At 55.1% G+C, this 20,974-nt stretch carries 27 protein-coding genes and 1 tRNA gene; 8 read left to right on the top strand and 20 right to left on the bottom strand.

Features of this window, described 5'->3' with window-relative positions; genetic code table 11:
• Positions 1-3 precede the first annotated feature (3 nt).
• A complete protein-coding gene (locus BUC32_RS08970; RefSeq protein WP_073251756.1) occupies positions 4-570 on the bottom strand; it encodes a tetratricopeptide repeat protein in 567 nt (188 codons plus the stop codon).
• 66 nt (positions 571-636) lie between these two features.
• Here BUC32_RS08970 and BUC32_RS08965 point away from each other — a divergent pair, with 66 nt between their 5' ends.
• The 3 genes from BUC32_RS08965 (at position 637) to BUC32_RS08955 (ending at position 3,806) form a co-directional block, all read left to right on the top strand.
• A complete protein-coding gene (locus BUC32_RS08965) occupies positions 637-927 on the top strand; it encodes an SCP2 sterol-binding domain-containing protein (protein WP_073251754.1) in 291 nt (96 codons plus the stop codon).
• Complete coding sequence (locus BUC32_RS08960; RefSeq protein ID WP_073251752.1) at positions 927-1,877, top strand: alpha/beta fold hydrolase; 951 nt, start codon at positions 927-929, stop codon at positions 1,875-1,877. Before BUC32_RS08965 ends, BUC32_RS08960 begins: the two co-directional genes overlap by 1 nt.
• A gap of 108 nt (positions 1,878-1,985) precedes the next feature.
• On the top strand, positions 1,986-3,806 hold the full coding sequence (locus BUC32_RS08955; RefSeq protein WP_073251750.1) for a M3 family oligoendopeptidase: 1,821 nt from the start codon (positions 1,986-1,988) through the stop codon (positions 3,804-3,806).
• 58 nt (positions 3,807-3,864) lie between these two features.
• On the opposite strand, the gene BUC32_RS08950 is transcribed toward BUC32_RS08955, so the two are convergent.
• The 5 genes from BUC32_RS08950 to BUC32_RS08930 all read right to left on the bottom strand — a co-directional run bounded on the left by BUC32_RS08950 (position 3,865) and on the right by BUC32_RS08930 (position 7,764).
• Positions 3,865-4,206 (bottom strand): RidA family protein, encoded by a 342-nt coding sequence (locus BUC32_RS08950; protein ID WP_073251748.1) that lies wholly within the window; start codon positions 4,204-4,206, stop codon positions 3,865-3,867.
• A gap of 81 nt (positions 4,207-4,287) precedes the next feature.
• Entirely contained in the window at positions 4,288-4,557 is a 270-nt protein-coding gene (locus BUC32_RS08945; protein ID WP_073251746.1) for a DksA/TraR family C4-type zinc finger protein, read from the bottom strand.
• 91 nt (positions 4,558-4,648) lie between these two features.
• Positions 4,649-5,566: a capsular polysaccharide export protein, LipB/KpsS family gene (locus tag BUC32_RS08940; RefSeq protein ID WP_139280687.1), complete on the bottom strand. Its 918-nt coding sequence runs from the start codon at positions 5,564-5,566 to the stop codon at positions 4,649-4,651.
• A 96-nt stretch (positions 5,567-5,662) separates the two neighbouring features.
• Positions 5,663-6,559, bottom strand: a complete 897-nt coding sequence (gene rpoH / locus BUC32_RS08935; RefSeq protein ID WP_073251742.1) for an RNA polymerase sigma factor RpoH — start codon at positions 6,557-6,559, stop codon at positions 5,663-5,665.
• A 167-nt stretch (positions 6,560-6,726) separates the two neighbouring features.
• A complete protein-coding gene (locus BUC32_RS08930) occupies positions 6,727-7,764 on the bottom strand; it encodes an RluA family pseudouridine synthase (RefSeq protein ID WP_073251740.1) in 1,038 nt (345 codons plus the stop codon).
• Here BUC32_RS08930 and BUC32_RS08925 point away from each other — a divergent pair.
• Positions 7,763-8,059, top strand: coding sequence for a DUF6476 family protein (locus tag BUC32_RS08925; RefSeq protein WP_073251738.1), 297 nt, complete (start codon positions 7,763-7,765; stop codon positions 8,057-8,059). The two genes, BUC32_RS08930 and BUC32_RS08925, sit on opposite strands and share 2 nt — an antisense overlap.
• 64 nt (positions 8,060-8,123) lie before the next feature.
• On the opposite strand, the gene BUC32_RS08920 is transcribed toward BUC32_RS08925, so the two are convergent.
• Positions 8,124-8,200 (bottom strand) — tRNA-His (locus BUC32_RS08920).
• Between the two features lie 43 nt (positions 8,201-8,243).
• On the bottom strand, positions 8,244-8,729 hold the full coding sequence (locus tag BUC32_RS08915) for a GNAT family N-acetyltransferase (protein ID WP_073251736.1): 486 nt from the start codon (positions 8,727-8,729) through the stop codon (positions 8,244-8,246).
• A 64-nt stretch (positions 8,730-8,793) separates the two neighbouring features.
• On the opposite strand from BUC32_RS08915, the gene BUC32_RS08910 reads away from it, so the two are divergent.
• On the top strand, positions 8,794-8,982 hold the full coding sequence (locus BUC32_RS08910; RefSeq protein WP_073251734.1) for a DUF6324 family protein: 189 nt from the start codon (positions 8,794-8,796) through the stop codon (positions 8,980-8,982).
• A 10-nt stretch (positions 8,983-8,992) separates the two neighbouring features.
• Here the strand turns inward: BUC32_RS08910 and BUC32_RS08905 are convergent, their stop codons facing one another.
• Together BUC32_RS08905 and BUC32_RS08900 are read right to left on the bottom strand one after the other, a co-directional pair.
• Complete coding sequence (locus tag BUC32_RS08905; protein ID WP_073251732.1) at positions 8,993-9,175, bottom strand: hypothetical protein; 183 nt, start codon at positions 9,173-9,175, stop codon at positions 8,993-8,995.
• 3 nt (positions 9,176-9,178) lie between these two features.
• Positions 9,179-9,640: an MmcB family DNA repair protein gene (locus BUC32_RS08900; RefSeq protein ID WP_073251731.1), complete on the bottom strand. Its 462-nt coding sequence runs from the start codon at positions 9,638-9,640 to the stop codon at positions 9,179-9,181.
• A gap of 113 nt (positions 9,641-9,753) precedes the next feature.
• Between BUC32_RS08900 and BUC32_RS08895 the strand changes: the two genes are divergently transcribed.
• On the top strand, positions 9,754-11,265 hold the full coding sequence (locus BUC32_RS08895) for a trimethylamine methyltransferase family protein (protein WP_073251729.1): 1,512 nt from the start codon (positions 9,754-9,756) through the stop codon (positions 11,263-11,265).
• A 15-nt stretch (positions 11,266-11,280) separates the two neighbouring features.
• Here the strand turns inward: BUC32_RS08895 and BUC32_RS08890 are convergent, their stop codons facing one another.
• A complete protein-coding gene (locus BUC32_RS08890; RefSeq protein WP_073251727.1) occupies positions 11,281-12,855 on the bottom strand; it encodes a zinc-binding metallopeptidase family protein in 1,575 nt (524 codons plus the stop codon).
• 168 nt (positions 12,856-13,023) lie between these two features.
• Here BUC32_RS08890 and BUC32_RS08885 point away from each other — a divergent pair, with 168 nt between their 5' ends.
• Positions 13,024-13,344: a hypothetical protein gene (locus BUC32_RS08885; RefSeq protein WP_073251726.1), complete on the top strand. Its 321-nt coding sequence runs from the start codon at positions 13,024-13,026 to the stop codon at positions 13,342-13,344.
• Between the two features lie 31 nt (positions 13,345-13,375).
• Here the strand turns inward: BUC32_RS08885 and BUC32_RS08880 are convergent, their stop codons facing one another.
• The 9 genes from BUC32_RS08880 to BUC32_RS08840 form a co-directional block, all read right to left on the bottom strand.
• Positions 13,376-13,792, bottom strand: coding sequence for an ACT domain-containing protein (locus BUC32_RS08880; RefSeq protein WP_073251724.1), 417 nt, complete (start codon positions 13,790-13,792; stop codon positions 13,376-13,378).
• Positions 13,793-13,813: 21 nt separating this feature from the next.
• Positions 13,814-14,506 (bottom strand): nitroreductase family protein, encoded by a 693-nt coding sequence (locus BUC32_RS08875; protein WP_073251722.1) that lies wholly within the window; start codon positions 14,504-14,506, stop codon positions 13,814-13,816.
• A 198-nt stretch (positions 14,507-14,704) separates the two neighbouring features.
• Positions 14,705-15,112, bottom strand: a complete 408-nt coding sequence (locus BUC32_RS08870) for an SRPBCC family protein (RefSeq protein WP_073251721.1) — start codon at positions 15,110-15,112, stop codon at positions 14,705-14,707.
• Positions 15,105-15,431: an ArsR/SmtB family transcription factor gene (locus BUC32_RS08865; RefSeq protein WP_073251719.1), complete on the bottom strand. Its 327-nt coding sequence runs from the start codon at positions 15,429-15,431 to the stop codon at positions 15,105-15,107. The genes BUC32_RS08870 and BUC32_RS08865 overlap by 8 nt, the downstream gene beginning before the upstream one ends.
• A 171-nt stretch (positions 15,432-15,602) precedes the next feature.
• Positions 15,603-16,412 (bottom strand): GNAT family N-acetyltransferase, encoded by an 810-nt coding sequence (locus BUC32_RS08860; protein ID WP_073251717.1) that lies wholly within the window; start codon positions 16,410-16,412, stop codon positions 15,603-15,605.
• A gap of 355 nt (positions 16,413-16,767) precedes the next feature.
• A complete protein-coding gene (gene nusB, locus BUC32_RS08855; RefSeq protein ID WP_073251715.1) occupies positions 16,768-17,235 on the bottom strand; it encodes a transcription antitermination factor NusB in 468 nt (155 codons plus the stop codon).
• Positions 17,232-17,783, bottom strand: a complete 552-nt coding sequence (locus BUC32_RS08850; protein ID WP_073251713.1) for a 6,7-dimethyl-8-ribityllumazine synthase — start codon at positions 17,781-17,783, stop codon at positions 17,232-17,234. The genes nusB and BUC32_RS08850 overlap by 4 nt, the downstream gene beginning before the upstream one ends.
• 3 nt (positions 17,784-17,786) lie before the next feature.
• Positions 17,787-18,905 (bottom strand): 3,4-dihydroxy-2-butanone-4-phosphate synthase, encoded by a 1,119-nt coding sequence (gene ribB, locus BUC32_RS08845; RefSeq protein ID WP_073251844.1) that lies wholly within the window; start codon positions 18,903-18,905, stop codon positions 17,787-17,789.
• Positions 18,906-19,069: 164 nt separating this feature from the next.
• Positions 19,070-19,705: an NUDIX hydrolase gene (locus BUC32_RS08840; RefSeq protein WP_073251712.1), complete on the bottom strand. Its 636-nt coding sequence runs from the start codon at positions 19,703-19,705 to the stop codon at positions 19,070-19,072.
• Positions 19,706-19,902: 197 nt separating this feature from the next.
• On the opposite strand from BUC32_RS08840, the gene BUC32_RS08835 reads away from it, so the two are divergent.
• Positions 19,903-20,955 (top strand): proline racemase family protein, encoded by a 1,053-nt coding sequence (locus tag BUC32_RS08835; protein WP_073251842.1) that lies wholly within the window; start codon positions 19,903-19,905, stop codon positions 20,953-20,955.
• The last annotated feature ends 19 nt before the right edge of the window (positions 20,956-20,974 follow it).

The following is a 20,974-nucleotide window of genomic DNA, read 5'->3' as shown; positions in this document are numbered from 1 at the left end:
GGATTATAGTTCCTGACCCTTGGCCAGAGGTTCGAGCCGTTGCAAAGCTTCTGTTACGTCCGGATGGTGCGGATGTATAGCCTTGACCTGAGAATAGGCGGCGTAGGCCTCAACAGGTTTCTCTATCGCTTCAAAAATGGCCCCAAGTCCGAAAATGGCCTCATAGTGCTGAGGATTGATCGCCAGTGCGGATTCCAAATCCAGAACCGCTGGCCCCAAAAGGTCTGCCAGATAATAGGCCCCAGCCCGTGACACCCAGCCTTCGGCGAAATCCGGTGCATGATCCACAAGGGCGGTAAAATGACCGATTGCGGCGTCAATGTCGCCGCGCTCTATCGCATCTTGCCCGCGCTTCAACAGGAAATCCGCGCTGGCTGAGCCTGATTTGCTCCATTCCAGTTGGATTTCGCCATCCAAACGATGAGCCGTCGCCGGATCTGCATCGCGCAGCTGTCCCACCAATTCATCAAGCTTTGCTTCGTCGGCCATCGCACCCGAAGAGCAAAAAATCGCCATTGCCAGCGCAATTGCCGCAACGATAGGTTTGAGAATTGACTTTAACGTGCCCATAACACTCTCAATATTAGCGTGCGCAGAACAGATTACCAGATGCGCCTCATGTGAAGGACATAACAAATGAGCGATATTATAACGGCTGCTGTTGCAGCTCTCAGCGACAAACTGGGTGGCGACGCATTTGACGGTTCGGCCAAATTTGTCATCGAAGACGAAGGTTCTGTTGTGATTGACGGCGACGGTGTGCGCGCCGGCGACGACGAAACCGATGTGACCATGACAGCCGATTCCGAAACGTTTCAGTCGATCCTCGAAGGCGAATTGAACCCAACCGCTGCCTTTATGACCGGCAAGCTGTCTGTGGACGGCGACATGGGCATGGCCATGAAACTTGGTGCGGTTCTCGCCTGATGGAAATGCACCCTGCCCCGTTTCATCACGATGTTGCCGAGGGGCCTGAAAACGGCACCGCGCACTGGCTGACAACAACGGATGGGGTGCGCATTCGCATAAGCCACTGGCGTGCGCCCTCTGAGAAAGGAACCGTTCTGCTGTTCCCGGGGCGCACGGAATACGTTGAGAAATACGGCCGCACGGCGGAGGCCTTTGCCAAACGCGGTTATGCGATGGTGGCCATTGACTGGCGTGGTCAGGGGTTGGCCGACCGATTGCTGGAAGACCGCAGTTCCGGGTTCGTCGAAAACTTTGATGACTATCAAACAGACATCGCCGCGGTGTTGTCTGCATTAGAAGCCCTTGATCTGCCCAAACCCTATTTCCTAGTCGCCCACTCGATGGGCGGCGCGATTGGGTTGCGGGCCCTAATGGCAGGCCTGCCGGTCAATGCAGCGATGTTCAGCGCCCCGATGTGGGGCATTCTGATGTCCGCCGTGATGCGCCCGGCGGCCTGGGCAATGAGTTGGACCAGCAAGCGCGCGGGCTTTGGTCACAAACATACCCCGGGCACCAAGGCGGAAACCTATGTTCTGGCCGAGCCTTTCAAAGACAACACTCTGACGCATGACGAAGACATGTTCAGATATATGCAAAAGCAGATGCAAACCTATCCGGACATGGCTTTGGGTGGTCCCAGCATGCATTGGCTGCATGAAGCACTTAAAGACACCCGAGAATTGGCTGGCATGGCTTCACCTGACATGCCCTGTCTGACCTTTCTTGGCGATCAGGAACAAATTGTTGACCCCTCTGCGATCCACTCCCGCATGGCCAACTGGCCCAAGGGCGAACTGGTCTTGGTGGAAAATGCTGAACATGAGGTCTTGATGGAGTTGCCCGCGACCCGCGAGGCGATCCATGATCAGACGGCAGCCTTTTTCGACAAATATCTCGACCGCGCCTAATCCGTAAAACCGGGGCGGTACGCGCGATTTTACCGCCCGCCTCTTGCACCTGCCCTGCCCCTCTGCCTATCTGTCACTCAATTCGACACTCACGCAAAGGTTTAGAAAATGCGCGACCTGCCCTTTCCCGTTTTTGATGCAAACTCCAGCCACGGCACCGAAGGCCTTGGCAATCTGCCTGAATGGGACCTGAGCGATCTCTACACAGGCGAAGACGCCCCAGAGCTTGAGGCCGATATGGCTTTTCTGGAAAAAGAATGCGCCGCCTTTGCCGCTGATTATCAGGGCAAACTGGGCGATCTCGACGCCAAAGGCCTGTTGGAATGCGTGCAGCGAAACGAAAAAATCTCATCCGTGTCCGGGCGTATCATGTCCTATGCCGGTTTGCGTTATTACCAGATGACCACCGACGCTGAACGCGCACAGTTTATGTCTAACTGTCAGGAAAAGCTGACAGATTTCACCACTCCACTGGTATTTTTCACACTCGAACTGAACCGCCTGGAAGATAACGCTTTGGAAACGGCCTTTGCACAAAATGCCGAGCTTGCCCGCTACAAACCAGTGTTTGACCGCATTCGTGCAATGAAACCGCACCAGCTTTCTGATGAGCTTGAGAAGTTTCTGCATGACCTTGGTGTGGTGGGTGACGCGTGGGAACGTCTGTTTGATGAGACCATCGCAGGCCTGACATTCGACATCGAAGGTCAGGAGCTGAACATCGAGGCCACCTTGAACTACCTGACCGAACAGGATCGCGCCAAACGCGAAATGGCGTCACGCGAACTGGCCCGTGTGTTTGCCGAAAACATCAAAATCTTTGCCCGCGTGCACAATACCTCGGCCAAAGAAAAAGAGGTTGTGGACCGCTGGCGCAATATGCCGACCGCGCAAACTGGCCGCCACCTGTCCAATGACGTTGAGCCCGAAGTGGTCGAGGCATTGCGCGATGCAGTTGTTGCCGCCTACCCCAAACTGTCGCACCGCTATTACGAATTGAAGCGCAAATGGCTGGGTCTGGACCGTATGCAGGTTTGGGACCGCAACGCGCCCCTGCCAATGGAAGACACCAAGACCGTGGGCTGGGAAGACGCCCGTAAAATGGTGATGGACGCTTACACCGCCTTTGATCCGCGCATGGGCGATCTGGCCGCGCCGTTCTTTGACAAGGGCTGGATCGATGCCGAGGTGAAGCCGGGCAAGGCCCCGGGCGCCTTTGCGCACCCAACCGTTACTGACGTGCACCCTTACGTGATGCTGAACTACTTGGGCAAACCGCGTGATGTGATGACACTGGCACACGAGCTGGGCCACGGCGTGCATCAGGTGCTGGCCGCAGATCAGGGCGAAATGCTCTCCTCAACCCCCCTGACACTGGCCGAAACCGCGTCAGTGTTTGGCGAGATGCTCACGTTCCGCAAAATGCTCGACAATGCCGAGACCCAGGAACAACGCAAGATCCTGCTGGCGGGCAAGGTTGAGGACATGATCAACACCGTGGTGCGCCAGATCGCGTTTTATGACTTTGAATGCAAACTCCACGCTGCCCGGCGCGAAAGCGAACTGACCCCGGACGATATCAACGCATTGTGGATGTCCGTGCAGGCCGAGAGCCTTGGCGAAGCCTTTGATTTCATGGATGGATATGAGACCTTCTGGGCCTATATCCCACACTTTGTGCATTCACCGTTCTATGTCTATGCCTACGCATTCGGTGACGGCCTCGTGAACGCGTTGTATGCAGTCTACGCCGAGGGCGACGCAGGCTTTGAAGACAAGTATTTTGACATGTTGAAAGCCGGTGGATCAAAGCACCACAAAGAGTTGTTGGCACCCTTTGGTCTGGACGCCTCTGATCCCAAATTCTGGGACAAGGGCCTGTCGATGATTTCATCGATGATTGATGAGTTGGAAGCGATGGAGGACTAGCCTCTTTCAAAATGACGTAGGGCGGGGTTCACCCCGCCACTACATTTTTTTCGGCGGATCAGTCGTAGGCCGCGTCCACGATCACCTCGACCATCAGAACCTCACGTGCCAGCTTGGCTTCTCCGCAGGCGCGGGCTGGTGCGTGACCTTCTGGCACCCAAGCGTTCCAGACCTCGTTAAATTCGGCAAAGTACTTCATGTCTGACAACCAGATCGTCGCGCGCAACATCTGTTCTCTCGATGATCCGGCCTTTTTAAGCGCCGCATCCACGCGCCCAAGACAATCTTCGGCCTGTGCCTGAATGGTGGGACCTTCGCCCACCTGTCCCGAAAGATAAGCCACACCATTGTGCTTCACGACTTTTGACGATCTGGCGCCAGTGTCGATACGTTCGATCATATTATGTCCTTAATTTGTTGATTTCATTATTCTTATTCGATGACTCTACACATGAGGCATCGACGCTTACACGCAACTGACCTACTTCAATTGACTGTCTTTCGATCCACGTCGATTGATCCCGCCACGCCCTTTGAATGCCGCATCGCGGTCCTGCATACAGTCGATGCACAGCTTCACTCCCGGCAAAGCCTCGCGTCGTGCCTCGGGGATTTCCTCTTCGCACTCGGCACAGAACTTCAGGCTTTCGCCAACCGGCCTTTTGGCAGCTTTCATACGGGCCAATTCATCGTTGATCGACGCTTCGATCTGTTCATTCACCGCGCCATCATGCGCCCATCCGCCTGCCATGGAATATCCTTTCGCAACGCAATTAAACTAGCGCATTCAATCCTTTCTGAAAAGTGCGGGATCGTTGTCAGAGCTTCAAAACCTGAAAACCCTATTCAAGAGAATACCCCGCGGCCCGCACTTTCCTGAGGATTTGGCGCGCCACATTTCCCCGACCTGCATTCACACAATTCTGAGCGAAATACCAATACAGGAATTTTGCATGAACCCGCCCAGACGGCTCTTGCTTTAGCAACTCTGTCAGCGCCGCCGGAGAGCGGGCAACATCGGCAATATGATGAAAGTCGGACTGCCCACAAAGGATAACCGGTTTGCGGTGCATATAGGCCTCGATCCCGACCGCAGAGTTAATCGTCACAACACGTTCACAGCTGTCCAGAATATCGTGAATATTGTCGAGGCTGATATGCAAATCGGTATGTTGGTTTTGCATCTCAACCAGCCTCTCGTATGTGTCCTGATCCAGATCCAAAGGGTGTGGTTTGACCACGACAGGGCCCTGATCAGCCTCCAGGCAGGCTTCAATCATCTGCCAGCAATCCATAAAACAGGTTTCTTCTACCAGCCGATATTTTTCGGATTGCAGAAAAACCGCTGTCGCCCCTTCGGGGAGATCTTCGGCTATTTGTCTTTGTTGCTCGTACCGGGATTTACGTGGCTCAACCCATTTGTGTCGCAACCCAGTCAGGAATTCGCGCGCTGTATCGCCATCGATTTGTCCAGGCCGAAACCGTGTTTCACCAATCGAAGAAAAGGCGCGTATGCCCTTTGGATCGACATGCCAGAACGGATAGAGATAGGCCAAACCAACCATCAGGGCCCTTGGGTGTGGGGTATTGCCGTGATTGATCAGATGAAAGCATTCATCCGCATCAATCCTTTGCAGTACGCGCTCGCGATCCAGCACGATCGTTTTATAAGGAACGCCCAGACCATCCAGCCCCTCAAAGGCTTTCTGGTAAAATGGTGGGATTTCTTTGCCATCTTGTGTCAGCCAACTGGCAGGCAAGTGAAACACCAAACCTTTTTTTGCGCCCTGCCCCAAAGAAAAACCCCGCCCTGTATCCAGAGCGAGGCTACGGTGTTTCCCGAAATTGACCAAGTGTTAACCGGCAGGCAGCATACCTTTTTCCGATGCCAGACCCCGCATGCGTTTTTGCAGTTTTTCAAAAGCGCGCACTTCAATCTGACGAATCCGCTCGCGGCTCACGCCGTATTGCGCACTCAGATCCTCCAGCGTCACAGTGCTTTCGCTCAGACGGCGTTGGGTCAGAATGTCCTTTTCGCGGTCATTCAAAACTTCCAGTGACTGGGCCAGCAACTCGCGACGTGCAGCCAATTCATCTTTGGCTTCGTAATCGCCCGCCTGATCGGCGTCTTCATCCTCAAGCCAATCCTGCCACTCCATGGTGCCTTCGCCCTCAGAGCCGACCTGCGCATTCAAGGATGCATCACCGCCGCTCATCCGGCGGTTCATCGAGATCACTTCTTTCTCGGTGACCCCCAGATCATTGGCAATTCGAGCGACGTTCTCGGCCCGCAAATCACCTTCTTCTAACGCACCGATACGGGCTTTGGCTTTGCGCAGGTTAAAGAACAGCTTTTTCTGTGCCGACGTTGTGCCCAGCTTGACCATCGACCAGGACCGCAGGACATATTCCTGAATCGAGGCGCGAATCCACCACATGGCATAGGTCGACAAACGGAAGCCTTTTTCGGGGTCAAATTTCTTGACCGCCTGCATCAGGCCCACATTGGCCTCAGAAATGACCTCGGCTTGCGGCAACCCATAGCCGCGATATCCCATGGCAATTTTGGCCGCCAGTCGCAAGTGCGACGTGACCATTTTATGCGCCGCGTTGGTGTCACCCTTTTCGGCCCAGGCCTTGCCCAGCATGTATTCTTCTTCCGCTTCCAAAAGCGGGAATTTTCGGATTTCCTGCATATAGCGGTTTAGACCGCCTTCCGGTGTTGGTGCCGGCAGATTTGCATAGTTGCCCATAGTATTGCCCCCTCCGCTCAATGTTATTAGCCTTAACATTCATTTAGGTGAGCGCTAACGGCCTTTCAAGGACCCCTAGCGCAAATTTCTTTCTAAAAGATTAGCCCTGCGCGCGCCCGTTGCCACAATTGTATCAGCGTTGTCACGCGCATGTCATCATACAGGCTCTATTGTTTCGGTCCTGCCCGCAAAATTGCGATCAGATCTGCCATATCCTGTGGAATTGGGGCCTCAAAGCGCACCATTTCCCCGCTCACCGGGTGTTTGAAACCCAAAACAGCCGCGTGCAGTGCCTGGCGGGAAAAATCTTTGACCGCGTTGATTCCAGCAATGCCGATAGCCTTTTCTGCAAGCTTGCGACGTCCGCCGTAAACCGGGTCTCCGATCAATCCGTGACCTGCATGCGCCATATGCACGCGAATTTGGTGAGTGCGGCCGGTTTCCAGCCAGCATTCCACCAATGAGGCCACTTCAGGCGTCCCAAAGGTCTCGACAATACGTGAACGGGTCACCGCATGGCGCCCACCTTCAAACAGCACAGCCTGCCGTTGGCGATCTGTTTTATGGCGCGCCAGATGGGTGGTGATGCGCATGATATTGCCTTTTTCAAAGCTCACACCCTTCACCCCGCGCAGGCGCGGATCGTTGGCATCCGGGGCGCTGTAGACAACGGCGTTGTAATACCGCTCGACCGTGTGCTTTTCGAACTGCGCCGCCAGCCCCTGATGCGCGCGATCAGATTTGGCGACCACCAAAAGACCGGATGTATCCTTGTCGATCCGGTGCACAATACCCGGTCGCTGCACCCCCCCCACTCCGGACAACGTATCGCCACAGTGATGCAATAAAGCGTTGACCAAAGTGCCGTTCGGCGTACCCGGCGCCGGATGCACGACCATGCCCGTAGGCTTGTTGATGACAATCAGGTCTTCGTCTTCGAACACCACATCCAGCGGAATGTCTTCGGGGCCAATATGTGTGTCCTCGGCGACCGGAACTTGGATTTCCACGGTGTCGCCTTCGGCCACTTTGGCCTTGGGATCACGGGCTTCAACTCCGTTGACCATCACATGCCCGGCGGCCATCAGCTTGGCCAGCCTTGTGCGCGACAAGGTGGCTTCTTCTGGCACATCTCGCGAAAGCGCCTTATCAAGACGCGACGGCGGGTTTTCCGCGATTTCAAATGTGACAAGGCTTGTGGCCATGGAAGAGACTCCTGAACCGGTGGAACCGGCCAATCTGCGATTTTTGCGTTTGCTGGTAACAGCGCTCACCAGCGTCATGATGGTCGGGCTTGTAGTGGTTGTCGCGCTGATTGTCATCCGCCTGAATGCAGACGGCCCAACAATGCCCGATCAGATCGTTTTGCCCGATGGGGTGTCGGCAACCGCGTTGACCATTGGTCAGGGCTGGTGGGCTGTTGTCACTGATGACAACCAAATTCTGATTTACGATCAGTTAACAGGCGCACTCCGCCAAAATGTACAAATCGGACAATAGGTCGAAAACTTTTGTACAAAACGGTCATTTGCCAAAAAATTGCCGGAAAACTGAAAGGGGGGGATGGTACCGCCTCCCCGGCTTGAACGGGGGACCCCTGGTTCCACAAACCAGTGCTCTAACCAACTGAGCTAAGGCGGCACGCAAAAGCGATTTAGCGAGACTTGCAGATGAATGCAAGCACCTAAAGTTCAATTTCCCAGCTTTGTTCAACCAGATCAACACCAAAGCTGTGAACCGGTTTTGAGTTGGTCAGTTCCCAACCAAATTTGCGATAAAGTGCACAGGCGGCCTCATGGCTTTCATGGGTCCAAAGCTGCATTTTGGCATAGCCTTTGTCCCGTGCAAAATCCATGCAAGCCCCAAGAAGCGCCTTACCCAAACCCAGCCCACGCGCGTCAGGAACCGTTAAAAACAAGCGCAATTTGGCGGTTCTATCATCCAGTTTGACGCAAAAAATCTGCCCCAGGCGGACGCCATTAAGTTCGGCGATCCAACCCCGCTCTTGTAAGGGATCATGATCGTTCAGAAAGTCCGTGATGATCTGCTCAACCAAATCGCCAAAACTGTCATCAAACCCTTCGGCGTCGTCGTAAAGTTTGCGATGCTGCGCCACTGACCACGCCGCGTCATCAGCATCGAATCTCCTGAAAACCACATCGTCCTGCATATGCACGCACCTTGCCAATCGCTCAGATTCACGCTACGCGAAATCTGATCACAGGAGAACCATTATGGGCATCAATACCGAACGCGACGTCGAAGCAAATCTTCAGATTGGGCCAACCGATCATGGGTTCGTGCGCCTGTTCATTGAAGCTGGCGAATTAGAGGTTCCTATGGATTTCAGCCCGGAAGAGGCCGAAGAGATCGCGGAAGAAATCAAAGCCGCTGCCGCCGCCGCACGCAAAGTCGCAAAATAGTGCGCTACTCTTAAGTTAGAACCTCTCCCGGCCCCTTAAGTTCAAACGCACTGATTTCGAACTCATAATACCCGCTTCGTTCACCACGTTCAGCGCGTGCAATCAGCTTACCCTCTTTGTGAATCACTGCGTGTACGGTTTGAATGGTGCGGTAACACCAGTCTCCATCCGGGTAATAAAACTTAACCATCATATCTTAATCCTCGGCATCTTTGTCGATCAGCCCCGCTACCCCCGGGTCGCGAAACCGGTGCAAGCGGCGCGCAGCATCCGTGGCAAACTTCTGGATCATCTTTTTTCGCCGTGCTGGAGCCAGTTTTTCTTCTGGAGACATGCGGATGATTTCCGCGTCATAGGCGTCGGCCATGATCAAACCGGTTTCCTCAGGCAATAGATCAGTGGGAAAATCCGTATCCACCGCCCAGAAATAGCGATCACACCATTCCAGATACCCCTGCCATTTACTGTCGCTTAGAAAATCTGCACGGCTGGATTTGCATTCCACAATCCACAGCTCACCCTTGGGTCCCAACCCCATGACGTCCACGCGCAGGCCGCGGGCTGGCACAAATTCCTCCACAGAAACAAACCCATGACTGCGCAAGTGGCGGCTGACGCCACGAGCTAAAAGCTGGCCGGGTTGAAGTAAATCGCTCATGTGTCAAATGTGAACAATCCGTGAACAAAAATCAACCCTTGCCATGTCGCAAACAAGTCAGACAGGATTGTGGCCTGCCCTACGCTCACTCGTAAGCAGCCACAGGAGACACCATGGTCCGTCGCAACAAACGCGCCCCGACACGTCTGATCGAACACCGCCCCGAGTGGCGTAGGCTGCGCCACCCGTTTCAACCGCAAGAGGTGTTTAGCACCGACAAAATCGAAGCCATGCATGAGATGGCGCTGAAACTGTTGGAAGAATTGGGCCTCAAGGTATTATTGAACGACGCGCGCGACGTTTACGCCAAGGGTGGTGCGCGTGTGAACGAAGACATGGTTTTCATTGGTCGGGATATGGTGACCGCCGCGATTGCCTCGGCCCCTGCTTCGATCCAGTTGCGGGCCTCCTCAAAAGAACGAGATTTGGTGCTTGAAAATGGCGCCTTGGTCTTTGGTCCCGGAGCAGGCTGTCCGAATGCCACCGACCTGATCAACGGGCGCAGACCCGGCTCGTTGCGCGATTTTGACAATGCGCTGAGGCTTTGCCAAAGTTTTGATGTTATTCACAAACTTGGGCCCTGCTGCGAGCCGCAGGATGTGCCCGTGCACTTGCGCCATTACGACATGATGCGCTCTCAGCTGTCGCTGTCTGACAAATTCCCCTTCGTCTATGGGCGTGGTCCACAACAAGTCGCAGAGTGTTTTGAGATGATGTGCCTTGCGTTGGGATTGAGTGATGAGGAATTTCTCCAATCCGCGTGGTGCTCGACCGTGGTCAACACCAATTCGCCTCGCCAGATTGACCGCCCCATGGGACAGGCCCTGATGGATTTTGCCCGCGCGGGGCAGTTGACGATCATCACGCCGTTTTGCCTGTCGGGTGCGATGGCCCCGGTCACGGTCGCTGGCGCTTTGATCCTGCAACACGCCGAAGCCTTGGGCGCGCTTGTGTTGACTCAGCTGGTTCGCCCCGGAACACCGGTCTGCATTGGTGGGTTTGGATCAAACGTGGACATGAAATCGGGCGCACCTGCTTTTGGCACGCCGGTTCATGTCCAAATGAGTATTGGCACCGGGCAATTGTGCCGCCACGTTGGCCTGCCTTGGCGCGGTGCCGCCGGAGCGGCGTCCAATGCCCCCGACATGCAGGCCGCCGGCGAAACCCATCATTCACTGTGGGGCAATCTGATGGCCAATGCCGGGATGGTGTTTCATTCCGCAGGCTGGCTCGAAGGGGGGCTGACCTTTGGGTTTGAAAAATTCATCAATGATGTTGAGGCATTGCAAACTATTGCTGATCTATGCACCGCGCCCGACGCCAGCGAAGATGCCTTTGGGTGGAGTGCGCTTGAACAGGTTGACCCCGGCGGTCATTTCTTTGCCACCGACCAAACCATGCAGCGTTACGAGACCGCGTTTTATAAACCACTGGTGGCGGACTTGAATAACTTTGGCACATGGGAACTTAATGGCGCCGTCACAGCGGACTCCCGTGCAACAGGCATCTGGCAACAGGTCCTGTCAGAGTTCACTCCGCCCGAAGGGGGCGCAGACCGTCGGGCCAGCCTTGAGGCCTATATTGCGGATCACACCGCCGCAGGGGGCGCGCCGATCATGGATTAGATCGGCGGACCGTTGTTATCCCGGCATAGTTGGGATCACCCAATCTTCTCCACGCGCCGTGGTCACATATTCCGGCCAGCGGAAGTTCAGAGGCGGTTCATAGTCGCAAAGCGGCGCCAGATACTTGTCCCCCCCCACACCGCCGCCTGTGCGTTCGCGGAACTCGGCCTGTGCCGTCTCAAGCAGATCAGCGTCGGTGAGGAAATCAAGCGCGGTCATGGCCACGACTTGCGCTGCGACTTCGACCATAGGGTCAATACATGCCGCATAACCGCCCATCGCGTTCATGGTCCACGCCGGATAGGCATAGCCCGCAGGAGCTTCGAGCGCGGGGCGCCCAATGTAGAGACGCACCGTCGGCGCATGCCAGCAATATTCAGTATAGTCGTCCGAAGTGAAATGCCGCTGCGACGGCGGAAGGATTTCGCGCATCTCAGCCTCGGCAATTTTCGGGTCTTTCAACTCGGTCGTCATTTTCAAAAACGGCTCGTCCATAGGCTCGAGCCCCAGTTCTGACTGGATGGCCCGGGCAAAACCCTTGGCCTCATCGCCCCAAACCGGTGCGCCAACGGTTTCAAGATTGGCATAGGTTGCTGCCGAAATTGTGTGGTTGGGCAATCCGGGGCGCGATTTGGCGACCCAGTGACGTCGCCACGAGCAATGGTTCATGCGCGCGGCATTCTCGGCAAAGTGATCCAGCCCCCGAATGACATGTTCGGCGTCTTTTACTTCGGAAATGCGGATGAAATATTGAATTTGCGCAATCTGCGCTGGGATGTTGTCGGCGGTGGCCTGCCCGTGGCTGATAATAGTCTCGTTCATTGACCAGCTTTGGCCGGGCGCCATCACGTGTTCGCGCAGCGCCTTGGCAGACGTGTACATCATGTTCAGCGCATCAGTGGCGCCAGGTGCACGGGCTGCCGCATGACTTGCCGGGATCGGAGAGCCCTCGCCCGCTGCCATCCATGTTTCGGGTTCATCACAAGTAAATTCATAAATCACGCCATAGCCAACCCCGCAGTGGGTGTCCCAGCGGACCGTGTTGCACAAAGGGGCCATGTAAAACGGATGGAACGAGATCGCGGCATCCAGATCGTCGTAGTATCCGGCGGCGGCATGGATTGGCTTGGACGCACGCACCTTTTCGGCGGGCTCGCCAAAGAACTTGAGTGTACCTTTGATGTCATGCTTTTCCATCGCCGCCTTGGCCGCCAAAAAGCCTCCTAATGCGCCAGTTCCCAAGGCCGAATGCGGGTCAGTGTGACCACCGGCATGTGGACCCAATCCGGGGCGCGGTTTTTTGACGGGTTCCGCCGCCTGACAGTTTCCGGGGATGCCGTCGTATTCGGCATAGCCGCCGATGGTTGGGCCTTCGCCGTTCGACCACGTCGCGCAAAACGCTGTGGGCATTCCGGCCGAACCTTCTTCGACCTCGAAGCCCTCGCGGCGCAGAAGATCAACGTAAAACGCGCAGCTTTTGTATTCGCGCCAGGCGGTTTCGCCATAGTCCCAGATTGTTCGGGTCCAGTCAGAAATCTCTCCCATCCGGGATTTAACGGTGTCGCGTGCGGTTGTCTTGGCCTGATCCATGAGCCTCTCCTGAGCAATTTGCCACACCCTATGGGGTCAAACAGAACATCGGCAAGCGTGATTGCGCCGCCAAACTGTCGCGGACGGGCCAATCTTGGCCTTTGTGGAAACCATCCCTTGCCACATGCAAAGAATAGAATATCATAGGACCCAGCAAAGGAGCCGATCATGCCCAAACTCGTTCGATTGTATATCCGTCAGGTCCTGACTGGATTTGGTCTCTCCGCAATATTTGTTGGCCTGTTGTTGTGGATGAACGTCGCAAACCTGTGGCATCTGGTGAACGCAACATCTGGCGGCGTGGTCGCAGTTGTTATGCTTTTCATTTTCAATGGGATTGTGTTTGCCGGGGTGCAGTTTTCGATCGTGATCATGCGCATGGCGGGCGACGATCGTCCGGGCGGCGGAAAAAAGGACGATCTGCCTGTGGGTCCACCCCGCCTTGCTCCAGTCGAAGCAAAGGCGCGTTCCCCTCAAAAAAATCAATGACCGCGATCTGCCTCATCAGAGTTTCCGACGGTTAACTGACAATTCCGGCTGACTGAAGGTCTTTGAGAAGATTTACCGCCTGTTCCGCGTCTGCTTCTGGTACGAACACGTGATCATGATGAAATGCGGAGACCATATTACAGGCGATCCCATTTTCGGCCAGCACTCTGGAGACAGCCGCCGTGAGCCCCACTCCTTCGAGCGATGAGAAAACCTTGAGCGTGATGCACCGCATCGGCTGATCCACAGGCAGACCAGCCTGCCGCGCCACATCCACGCTTAGAATGAGAGACATACCTTCATCCTCCCGGTACGTCGCCAAAGCCTCTTGAAGCAAAGATGTCCCGATTTCGCCTTCTGGAAGCGAGACAAATACATATCGTTCGCGCCGCAAAAACGGCGACATTGACGAAATCATGTCATGTGCGCTTGAGACGACATCCGGCATCTGGCTTCCCCCGTACTGCGGTCAATCTAACACAGTAAGGATTTCCTCGAGTGGCTTTTTCATCATCGCCACCGAGGGAACTTGGGCGTCTTCTGCAGCATGGCCCACGGCAAGGATCATAACCGGTTTTTCCGAAGCCGGCCGCCCCAATGCGTCATTCAGAAACTTCATCGGGTTTGGTGTGTGGGTTAAAATGCTCAGGCCTGCATGATGCAAAGCGGCAATCAAGAAACCACTGGCAATGCCGACGCTTTCTGGCACGTAGTAGTTTTTGTACCGCGTACCGTCTTCAAATTCTCCGTAGCGCTGCGCAAACACTACAATCAGCCAAGGGGCCACCTCAAGGTGGGGCTTGCTGTCGTTGGTGCCAATCGGCTCAAGCGCTTTGATCCATTCGTCCCCTGCACCGCCTGCGTAAAAACGGCGTTCCTCCTCTTCGGCCTCGGCACGGATGCGTGATTTCAACGCGGGGTTTGAGATCGCCACGAAATGCCAGGGTTGATGATTTGCGCCACTGGGCGCACGACCCGCGGTGCGAATGCAGGTTTCAATCACGTCGCGCTCCACATCGCGATTTGAAAAGTCGCGCACGGTGTGACGGCCACGCATCCGTTCAAAAAATGTGACGGCTTCGGCCCGCACCATAGCGTCATCATAATCCATGCGATCAGGCAACAATAACGGATCGTAGTTCAGATTCTCTCGGGCAAACATGACGGGCTTCCTGTTGGTTTAAATACCAGCCTAGGTCACTTCCGGGTCACGTGAAACCGCTCAATTGCGCGGCTTTTTCTCTTCGCCCCCTGCGGGGAGCGGGGGGCGGCGCTCGGGCTTTGCCCGCGCGCTGCCGGGCCCAACCAATACCGTGTCACGCGCCAGCGTGGTGCATCATTGGGCGGGAGCACCCTGCCCTTACTCCATGTCGTGCAGGTTTGACAGAAAGCCGTGCCAGCCCTTGTCCAACGCCATAACAAGGCCATAACCTTCACCGCTGTCCGGCAGGCCGCTGTGGGTTAAGGTCAATCGGGTGCCGCCCGGGGCCTCTTCCAAGAGCCATTCCACCACGGTCATCGCACCTGCTAGGGGCCCCACGGTAAATGACCATTTCATGTAATCATGCGGCGTTGCGGCCTCAACCGATCCCCAGCACATACGATCCCCGTCTTTCTGGCTGGTCAGCGTATACTCCTGCCCTTCAACAAGATCTTCCTTTGCAGGGTGGAACCACTTGCCCAACATGTCGGCCTTGGTCAAAAACTCCCACACCCGCGGCTTGTCGGCGGCAAGAAACACAGATTTTCGAATTGTCGTATCAGTCATTGGTTTCCTCCTGTTCAATGACATTTTTCAAAGCATCCAAACGCGTATCCCAGAATTGGTCAAACCAACCCAACCAGTGCATCACCGGCCTTAACGCGTCGGCATTCAGAGAATTCAGTTTCTCACGTCCCTCGGCACGCACGTTGATCAACCCACCATCGGACAGCATCACCAGATGCTTTTTCACCGCAGCACGAGTCATGTCGAAGTTTTCAGAGACTTCAGCGATGGTCATTTCACGATCACCCAACATACGCAGGATATCTCGACGGGTCGGATCAGCGAGAGCTCGAAAGGCCGGTTGTAGATCAGGGGTCATAACAGCTTCCCTAAGTGATACCATTTGGTATCTCTATATGCGATACCAAATGGTATCATGTCAAGTGAGAAATTAGGTAGCTGCTGCTCAGATGCGTTGAACGATACGTTTGGCCAAACAACGCCCTAAAACCTGCTGACATGTCTTAGAGCGCATTTAAGACTTAGAATTTTAGCGGGTGACTGACCCATTTTTCATCGCCTCTGGATCGATACAGGCAATAAAAGTCCATTTGGATGGTATGACGCCAAGTTTTTCACACAACGCCATGGATGAAGCATTGTCAGCGGTGATACCGGTATTGAAAGACCGGGCTCCTAGATTTTCCGACATCCATACAATCGATTGTGCCCCAAGAATCAAACCGATCCGCTCACCCCGGCGAGCCTCTCCTGTGGCCAACATGCCCCAGAATGCATCTTTGGCCCTCGTACCATCGGGGTGATTGCTAAGATAGGAAGATGCGGTTGCGACAACTTTGCCAGCATCGTCAACCGCTGCGAGACAAACGCCCTTGCGACCGGTCCCGCGCATGACGGAACCCGGAACCGGCATCACGCCGCAGGCCAGCGAAACATCAGCAACCTCGCGAACCAGTTTTGTGGATGAACTTTGGTCTAGGACAACGACAGAGATATCCTCGGGCAGTTGATATTCGTCCAGAATCCTCCGGCTGGACTCTATCGCCGCCTTTTCACCCCGGCACTGTTCGTAACGACCAGCATTCATACCCAAAGCTTCAAGTTCAGAACAGAAACCGTCCGCCTGATCAATTGGATAATACTGACAGCTTGCCGCCCCCTGAAGGCGCGCCAATGAGAGCATTTTGTTGATGGCATCATCTTCTGGATCACATAGAGAAACCATGCGGCCATAGAAGGAATATGCTGGGTTATCCTGCATCAACTCCCAAAGGTTTCGCCCTCGGTGCATCAAGGGAATTTGATCAGCGTTACCAAAATACTCGCCCGTATCAGTCATTTACAAACCCCTCTTTGAGAAATTCCGCCCTTTAACCATAGCGATTTAGAACCAGATTACCCACTTTGGAAGAGTGGCCATCGTCGAGGTTTGCGATGAGGTATGGTCGCATTATCGATGTGCTGTGGGGAAAGTGGCGGGCCCGCAAACGCAGCCGTGGGGTTATCTCATTCCTGAGGACCTGTATGTACAGGTGGGCGCCAGATAATCAGGCCAGGGCCAGAACAGAGCCAGCTCCCTCAGAATTGCTTAAGGCCACTGGAATGCAACCGGATCACGAGAAGGGCAGAACCCGCCAAGGCTCTACGTAGTCTCTCTTGTACCTTTCGGCAAGGGTCGTAAATCTGTGGCCGACTTAAAAAGCTTCGGGACGTGCTTCGCGGGCCATGTGATCCAGCACCGCATTTACAAACTTGGATTCTTTTCCATCCGGGAAAAACGCTGCGGCCACACCAACATATTCACTGATCACCACTTTGGGTGGCGTTGTCGTTTGGGTCAACTCCGCGCCTGCGGCCCGAAACAGTGCTCGCAAGGTAGGATCAATGCGAGAAATTGGCCATTTGGCGACAAGACCGCGGTCTGTCATCTGGTCAATCAGCGCCTGATTGTTGACTGCGTCTTCGATTGTCGAGGTAAACAACCCTGTGTGGCCTTCGACCATCTCGTAGTCTTCGAACTGCTCGCCAAAGCGATGGTCCAGAAACTCAATCCGCACCTGATCGACCGTCTGGCCGGATAGTTCCATCTGATAGAGCGCCTGCACAGCATAAAGCCGGGCTGCGGATTTCATCAAACGTTTCTGGTCTGCCGATTTGGTCATGCCGAGGGGTTGTCCTTGAGTTCGCCAGCAACTTTGTATTCTTCGGCGTCCGGTACAAATCCGACGCCTTTACGCTGGGCGCCCCATTTACGAGTCAATGCGATCAGATGCAAGGCCGCAGCAGCAGCCCCACCGCCTTTATTTTGATCCATGGGATCAGCGCGGACTTCAGCTTGCTTGCGGTTCTCAACCGTCAGGATACCGTTGCCAATGCACAGGCCCTGAAGACCAAGCAGTTGAATGGCGCGGCTCGAGTCGTTGCAGACCGTTTCATAATGCGTCGTCTCGCCCCGGATCACACAGCCCAGCGCGACATAGCCATCAAAATTGCTCAACCGCTCCGAAATGCCAATGGCCGTGGGAATTTCCAATGCCCCCGGTACTTCAATCACTTCAAATGTGCCGCCGGCGGCCTCAATCTCGGCCGTGGCGCCCGCCAGCATGTTGCCGGCGATGTCCTTGTAGTAAGGCGACATCACAATGGCGAGCTTGACCGGTTTGTCGAATTCCGCACGCGGCATGATGTAATGTTGTTCTGCTCCAGCCATGGTTTACTCCTTGGTGATGGGGCGTGTACCCACAATCGAAAGCCCGTAGGCATCAATGCCCAGATAAACAGTGTCCGGGCTGTCGGTCAGCAGAACCAATTCGCTGAGCCCCATGTTGGATAACATCTGGGCCCCTAAACCTGTATGTTTAACCGTGCGCGGGCCTTCGTCTTCGTTGGCGTAAAGGCTGTGACGCGGTTCACGAAACAGACAGACCACACCGCGCCCTTCGGCTGCGATCTGGCGCATCGCGCTTGGCAGTTCATCAGCAGATTTTGGACCCAATCCCAAGACATCGCCTGCTTCGTGCAAGGCATGAGTACGGACCAGAACAGGTTCAGGAGTTGAAATATCGCCCTTCACCAGCGCGACATGCTCAACACCGTGAATTTGGTCGGTAAAGATACGCATATCCCATTCACCCCCGAACTCGGATTGAACGGTTTCGCGTGACGACTCGACAACGAGGTTATCGTTGCGCGATCGATAGGCGATCAGGTCGGAAATTGTGCCGATTTTTAGCCCGTGCTTCTTCGCGATCTCAACCAACTCGGGCAAACGGGACATAGTGCCATCTTCGTTCATGATCTCGCAAATTACGGCCGAGGGGTTCAGTCCCGCCAGACGCGAAATATCCACCGAAGCTTCGGTATGACCAGCGCGGACCAACACGCCACCGCGCTTAGCACGCAATGGAAACACATGGCCCGGGGTTGCGATATGCGCCATGGTGTTTTGCTCATTGATGGCCGTGGCGATGGTCAGCGCCCGATCCCCTGCGGAAATTCCGGTCGAAACCCCTTCGCGAGCCTCAATCGAAACCGTAAAAGCTGTCTCGTGGCGTGAAGAATTGTTCACGGCCATCATAGGCAATCCCAGATGGTCCACTCGCTGGGCGGTCATCGGCAAACAGATCAATCCGCGCCCATGGGTAGCCATGAAATTTACCGCTGCTGCATCGGCAAACTCAGCTGGGATAATAAAGTCGCCTTCATTCTCGCGGTCTTCGTGATCCACAAGAATATAAATGCGCCCTTGGCGCGCCTCTTCGATAATCTCTTCGATCGGGCTGATCGCGTCACGCAGGCCTTTTTCGACCGGACCGGGTGTTTCAAACGTCATGGGTTTACCTTTGAGCGGTGGATTATGGCCGAGATAGCCCATGGCGCAACCAAATGCCAGAGCCGCCAGCCCCGCAAAACGTATGATACGTGAAGAAACATACAACAATTTCCCGATGCAAGCGCACCGTTCAGGGTTTTGCAGAAGACCTCTCGGGTACCCGTTTAAGACCACGTAAAGCTGGGTTGTTCAAAATCCGAAACGCGCGTGGCCTTACCCCGAAGTGCGATTTCGCGAAATTGGAACAGCATGGCCGCGGTGGGCGCAAAAATGTTATGGCCAAGTGTCGGGATATAGGCTGATGGGACAGGCTTTTCACCTGTCTGCCAGGCGTGCATCTGCGGGATATCCGGGCTATTCAACTCTGTGAAAGGGACAAAGAACACCGCTTCAACCTCGGTTGGATCGGGATCCAGAACCTGCCCGCTGCCTCCCCAGAGGACGAAAGGTGTGATCCGAAACCCTGAGCACGTTTCAAAATCATCCAATTGCCCAAGAATATCTGCCTCTTGCAAACTCAACCCAACCTCTTCGCGCACCTCGCGCAGCGCTGCGCCCGCCTGCGTTTCACCAGCGTCCAGCCGCCCACCAGGCAAAGCATACTGCCCTGCATGACGGTTCATGGTCGCAGGCCGCAAAGTCAGCACGATACTGGGCGCCCCTGTGTCCGGGTTCTGCATCACGATGATCGCCACGGCTGCCTGGCGCAAATCTGGACGTGTCACGCTCACAGGCTCAAACTCAGCCAGTCGCGCGCGAATCTTGTGTTCCAAAATGTCATCGAAAGAATCAATTTGCATTCGTGGACCTTTGAGCCGATGAGCTTTTTGAGATGTTAGAGGAACGAATGAGGTTGCGTCACCCATTATGCGAATCCTGACGTGACGTTGCAGGGCCTCCACCTAACACAGGCCAGAATTGTGGCTTGGAAAACTTCGCTCTTTCCCGAAGGCACATGGCACACTACGCTTTTCTCAACGCCTCAAGGAAACTGCTCATGCGCCTCAGTCGAATGCTCACCGCTGTCGAAGCCCACGCCGAAGGCGAACCGGGGCGCGTCATCACGGGCGGCATGCCGCATTTGCCCGGCAACAGCGTGTTTGAGAAAATGCAGTGGATGCAGTCCAACCACGACGAGGTTCGCACACTGATGCTTCAGGAACCACGTGGTCATCCGGCGCTATGCTGTAATGTGTTGGTTCCGCCGTCACATCCGGAGGCCGACGCCGGGTTTATCATCATGGAGCAGATGGAATACCCACCCATGAGTGGATCAAACACAATCTGCGTGACCACTGTGCTGCTGGAAACCGGCATCATTCCTATGATGGAGCCTGTAACAGAGCTGACCCTTGAGGCCCCTGCTGGGCTGATCCGGGTGCGCGCCGATTGCAAAGACGGCAAGGTCACCCGAGTGACCTTTCGCAACGTGCCCGCCTTTGCGGTGCATCTGGACAGAACAATTGAAGTTCCGGGCTTGGGGAAAACCAAGGTTGATGTGGCCTGGGGTGGAATGTTCTTCGTTCTGGCGGACGCTGACTCACTTGGCATTTCACTCTCGCCAGACAATGGTCGTGAAATCGTATGCTTGTCCGAAGCCATCCGACATGCCGCAGTCGAACAGCTTCCTGTCGCGCATCCCGACAATCCGGCCATTACCGGCCCGACAATCACTAACCTCTGGGGAGCCGCAATATCCCCAAGCACTCATGGACGTGGTGCGATCACCATTTCGACCGGCGGGTTTGCTCCCTCTCATCCAAATGAAGCCAGCGGCATTCTCGATCGGTCCCCCTGTGGCACGGGAACTTGCGCCAAGATGGCGGTTCTACATGCGCGCGGTCTGTTGGATATCGGCCAAGATTACATAAACGCAGGCCCAATGGGCACGACCTTTACCGGCCGCATCGAAGAAATTACGCAGGTTGGCCCCTATCCCGCGATTGTCCCAAGCCTGTCCGGTCAGGGGTGGATTTATGGCACCTCAAACTGGACATTGGACCCAACGGATCCATTCCAGACAGGTTTTACGATTGGTGACATGTGGTAAAAGGTAGAAATGCCGACTT

The sequence above is a fragment of the Shimia gijangensis genome (genome assembly GCF_900142085.1).
Classification (GTDB): domain Bacteria; phylum Pseudomonadota; class Alphaproteobacteria; order Rhodobacterales; family Rhodobacteraceae; genus Shimia; species Shimia gijangensis.
Note: the sequence above shows the minus strand (reverse complement) of the source record. Positions and strands in the feature narration are given on the sequence as shown.

Excerpts from the sequence above, each read along its gene's own strand:
- BUC32_RS08880 (WP_073251724.1), bottom strand. The coding sequence starts at position 13,792 with ATGCCGGATGTCGTCTCAAGCGCACATGACATGATTTCGTCAATGTCG.
- BUC32_RS08850 (WP_073251713.1), bottom strand. The coding sequence starts at position 17,783 with ATGGCTGGAGCAGAACAACATTACATCATGCCGCGTGCGGAATTCGAC.
- BUC32_RS08885 (WP_073251726.1), top strand. The coding sequence starts at position 13,024 with ATGCCCAAACTCGTTCGATTGTATATCCGTCAGGTCCTGACTGGATTT.
- BUC32_RS08835 (WP_073251842.1), top strand. The coding sequence starts at position 19,903 with ATGCGCCTCAGTCGAATGCTCACCGCTGTCGAAGCCCACGCCGAAGGC.
- BUC32_RS08865 (WP_073251719.1), bottom strand. The coding sequence starts at position 15,431 with ATGACCCCTGATCTACAACCGGCCTTTCGAGCTCTCGCTGATCCGACC.
- BUC32_RS08950 (WP_073251748.1), bottom strand. The coding sequence starts at position 4,206 with ATGATCGAACGTATCGACACTGGCGCCAGATCGTCAAAAGTCGTGAAG.
- BUC32_RS08955 (WP_073251750.1), top strand. The coding sequence starts at position 1,986 with ATGCGCGACCTGCCCTTTCCCGTTTTTGATGCAAACTCCAGCCACGGC.
- BUC32_RS08890 (WP_073251727.1), bottom strand. The coding sequence starts at position 12,855 with ATGGATCAGGCCAAGACAACCGCACGCGACACCGTTAAATCCCGGATG.
- BUC32_RS08895 (WP_073251729.1), top strand. The coding sequence starts at position 9,754 with ATGGTCCGTCGCAACAAACGCGCCCCGACACGTCTGATCGAACACCGC.
- BUC32_RS08925 (WP_073251738.1), top strand. The coding sequence starts at position 7,763 with ATGGAAGAGACTCCTGAACCGGTGGAACCGGCCAATCTGCGATTTTTG.
- BUC32_RS08960 (WP_073251752.1), top strand. The coding sequence starts at position 927 with ATGGAAATGCACCCTGCCCCGTTTCATCACGATGTTGCCGAGGGGCCT.
- BUC32_RS08840 (WP_073251712.1), bottom strand. The coding sequence starts at position 19,705 with ATGCAAATTGATTCTTTCGATGACATTTTGGAACACAAGATTCGCGCG.
- rpoH (WP_073251742.1), bottom strand. The coding sequence starts at position 6,559 with ATGGGCAACTATGCAAATCTGCCGGCACCAACACCGGAAGGCGGTCTA.
- BUC32_RS08930 (WP_073251740.1), bottom strand. The coding sequence starts at position 7,764 with ATGGCCACAAGCCTTGTCACATTTGAAATCGCGGAAAACCCGCCGTCG.
- BUC32_RS08915 (WP_073251736.1), bottom strand. The coding sequence starts at position 8,729 with ATGCAGGACGATGTGGTTTTCAGGAGATTCGATGCTGATGACGCGGCG.
- BUC32_RS08900 (WP_073251731.1), bottom strand. The coding sequence starts at position 9,640 with ATGAGCGATTTACTTCAACCCGGCCAGCTTTTAGCTCGTGGCGTCAGC.
- BUC32_RS08910 (WP_073251734.1), top strand. The coding sequence starts at position 8,794 with ATGGGCATCAATACCGAACGCGACGTCGAAGCAAATCTTCAGATTGGG.
- BUC32_RS08945 (WP_073251746.1), bottom strand. The coding sequence starts at position 4,557 with ATGGCAGGCGGATGGGCGCATGATGGCGCGGTGAATGAACAGATCGAA.
- ribB (WP_073251844.1), bottom strand. The coding sequence starts at position 18,905 with ATGACGTTTGAAACACCCGGTCCGGTCGAAAAAGGCCTGCGTGACGCG.
- BUC32_RS08875 (WP_073251722.1), bottom strand. The coding sequence starts at position 14,506 with ATGTTTGCCCGAGAGAATCTGAACTACGATCCGTTATTGTTGCCTGAT.
- BUC32_RS08905 (WP_073251732.1), bottom strand. The coding sequence starts at position 9,175 with ATGATGGTTAAGTTTTATTACCCGGATGGAGACTGGTGTTACCGCACC.
- BUC32_RS08970 (WP_073251756.1), bottom strand. The coding sequence starts at position 570 with ATGGGCACGTTAAAGTCAATTCTCAAACCTATCGTTGCGGCAATTGCG.
- BUC32_RS08965 (WP_073251754.1), top strand. The coding sequence starts at position 637 with ATGAGCGATATTATAACGGCTGCTGTTGCAGCTCTCAGCGACAAACTG.
- BUC32_RS08860 (WP_073251717.1), bottom strand. The coding sequence starts at position 16,412 with ATGACTGATACGGGCGAGTATTTTGGTAACGCTGATCAAATTCCCTTG.
- BUC32_RS08870 (WP_073251721.1), bottom strand. The coding sequence starts at position 15,112 with ATGACTGATACGACAATTCGAAAATCTGTGTTTCTTGCCGCCGACAAG.
- nusB (WP_073251715.1), bottom strand. The coding sequence starts at position 17,235 with ATGACCAAATCGGCAGACCAGAAACGTTTGATGAAATCCGCAGCCCGG.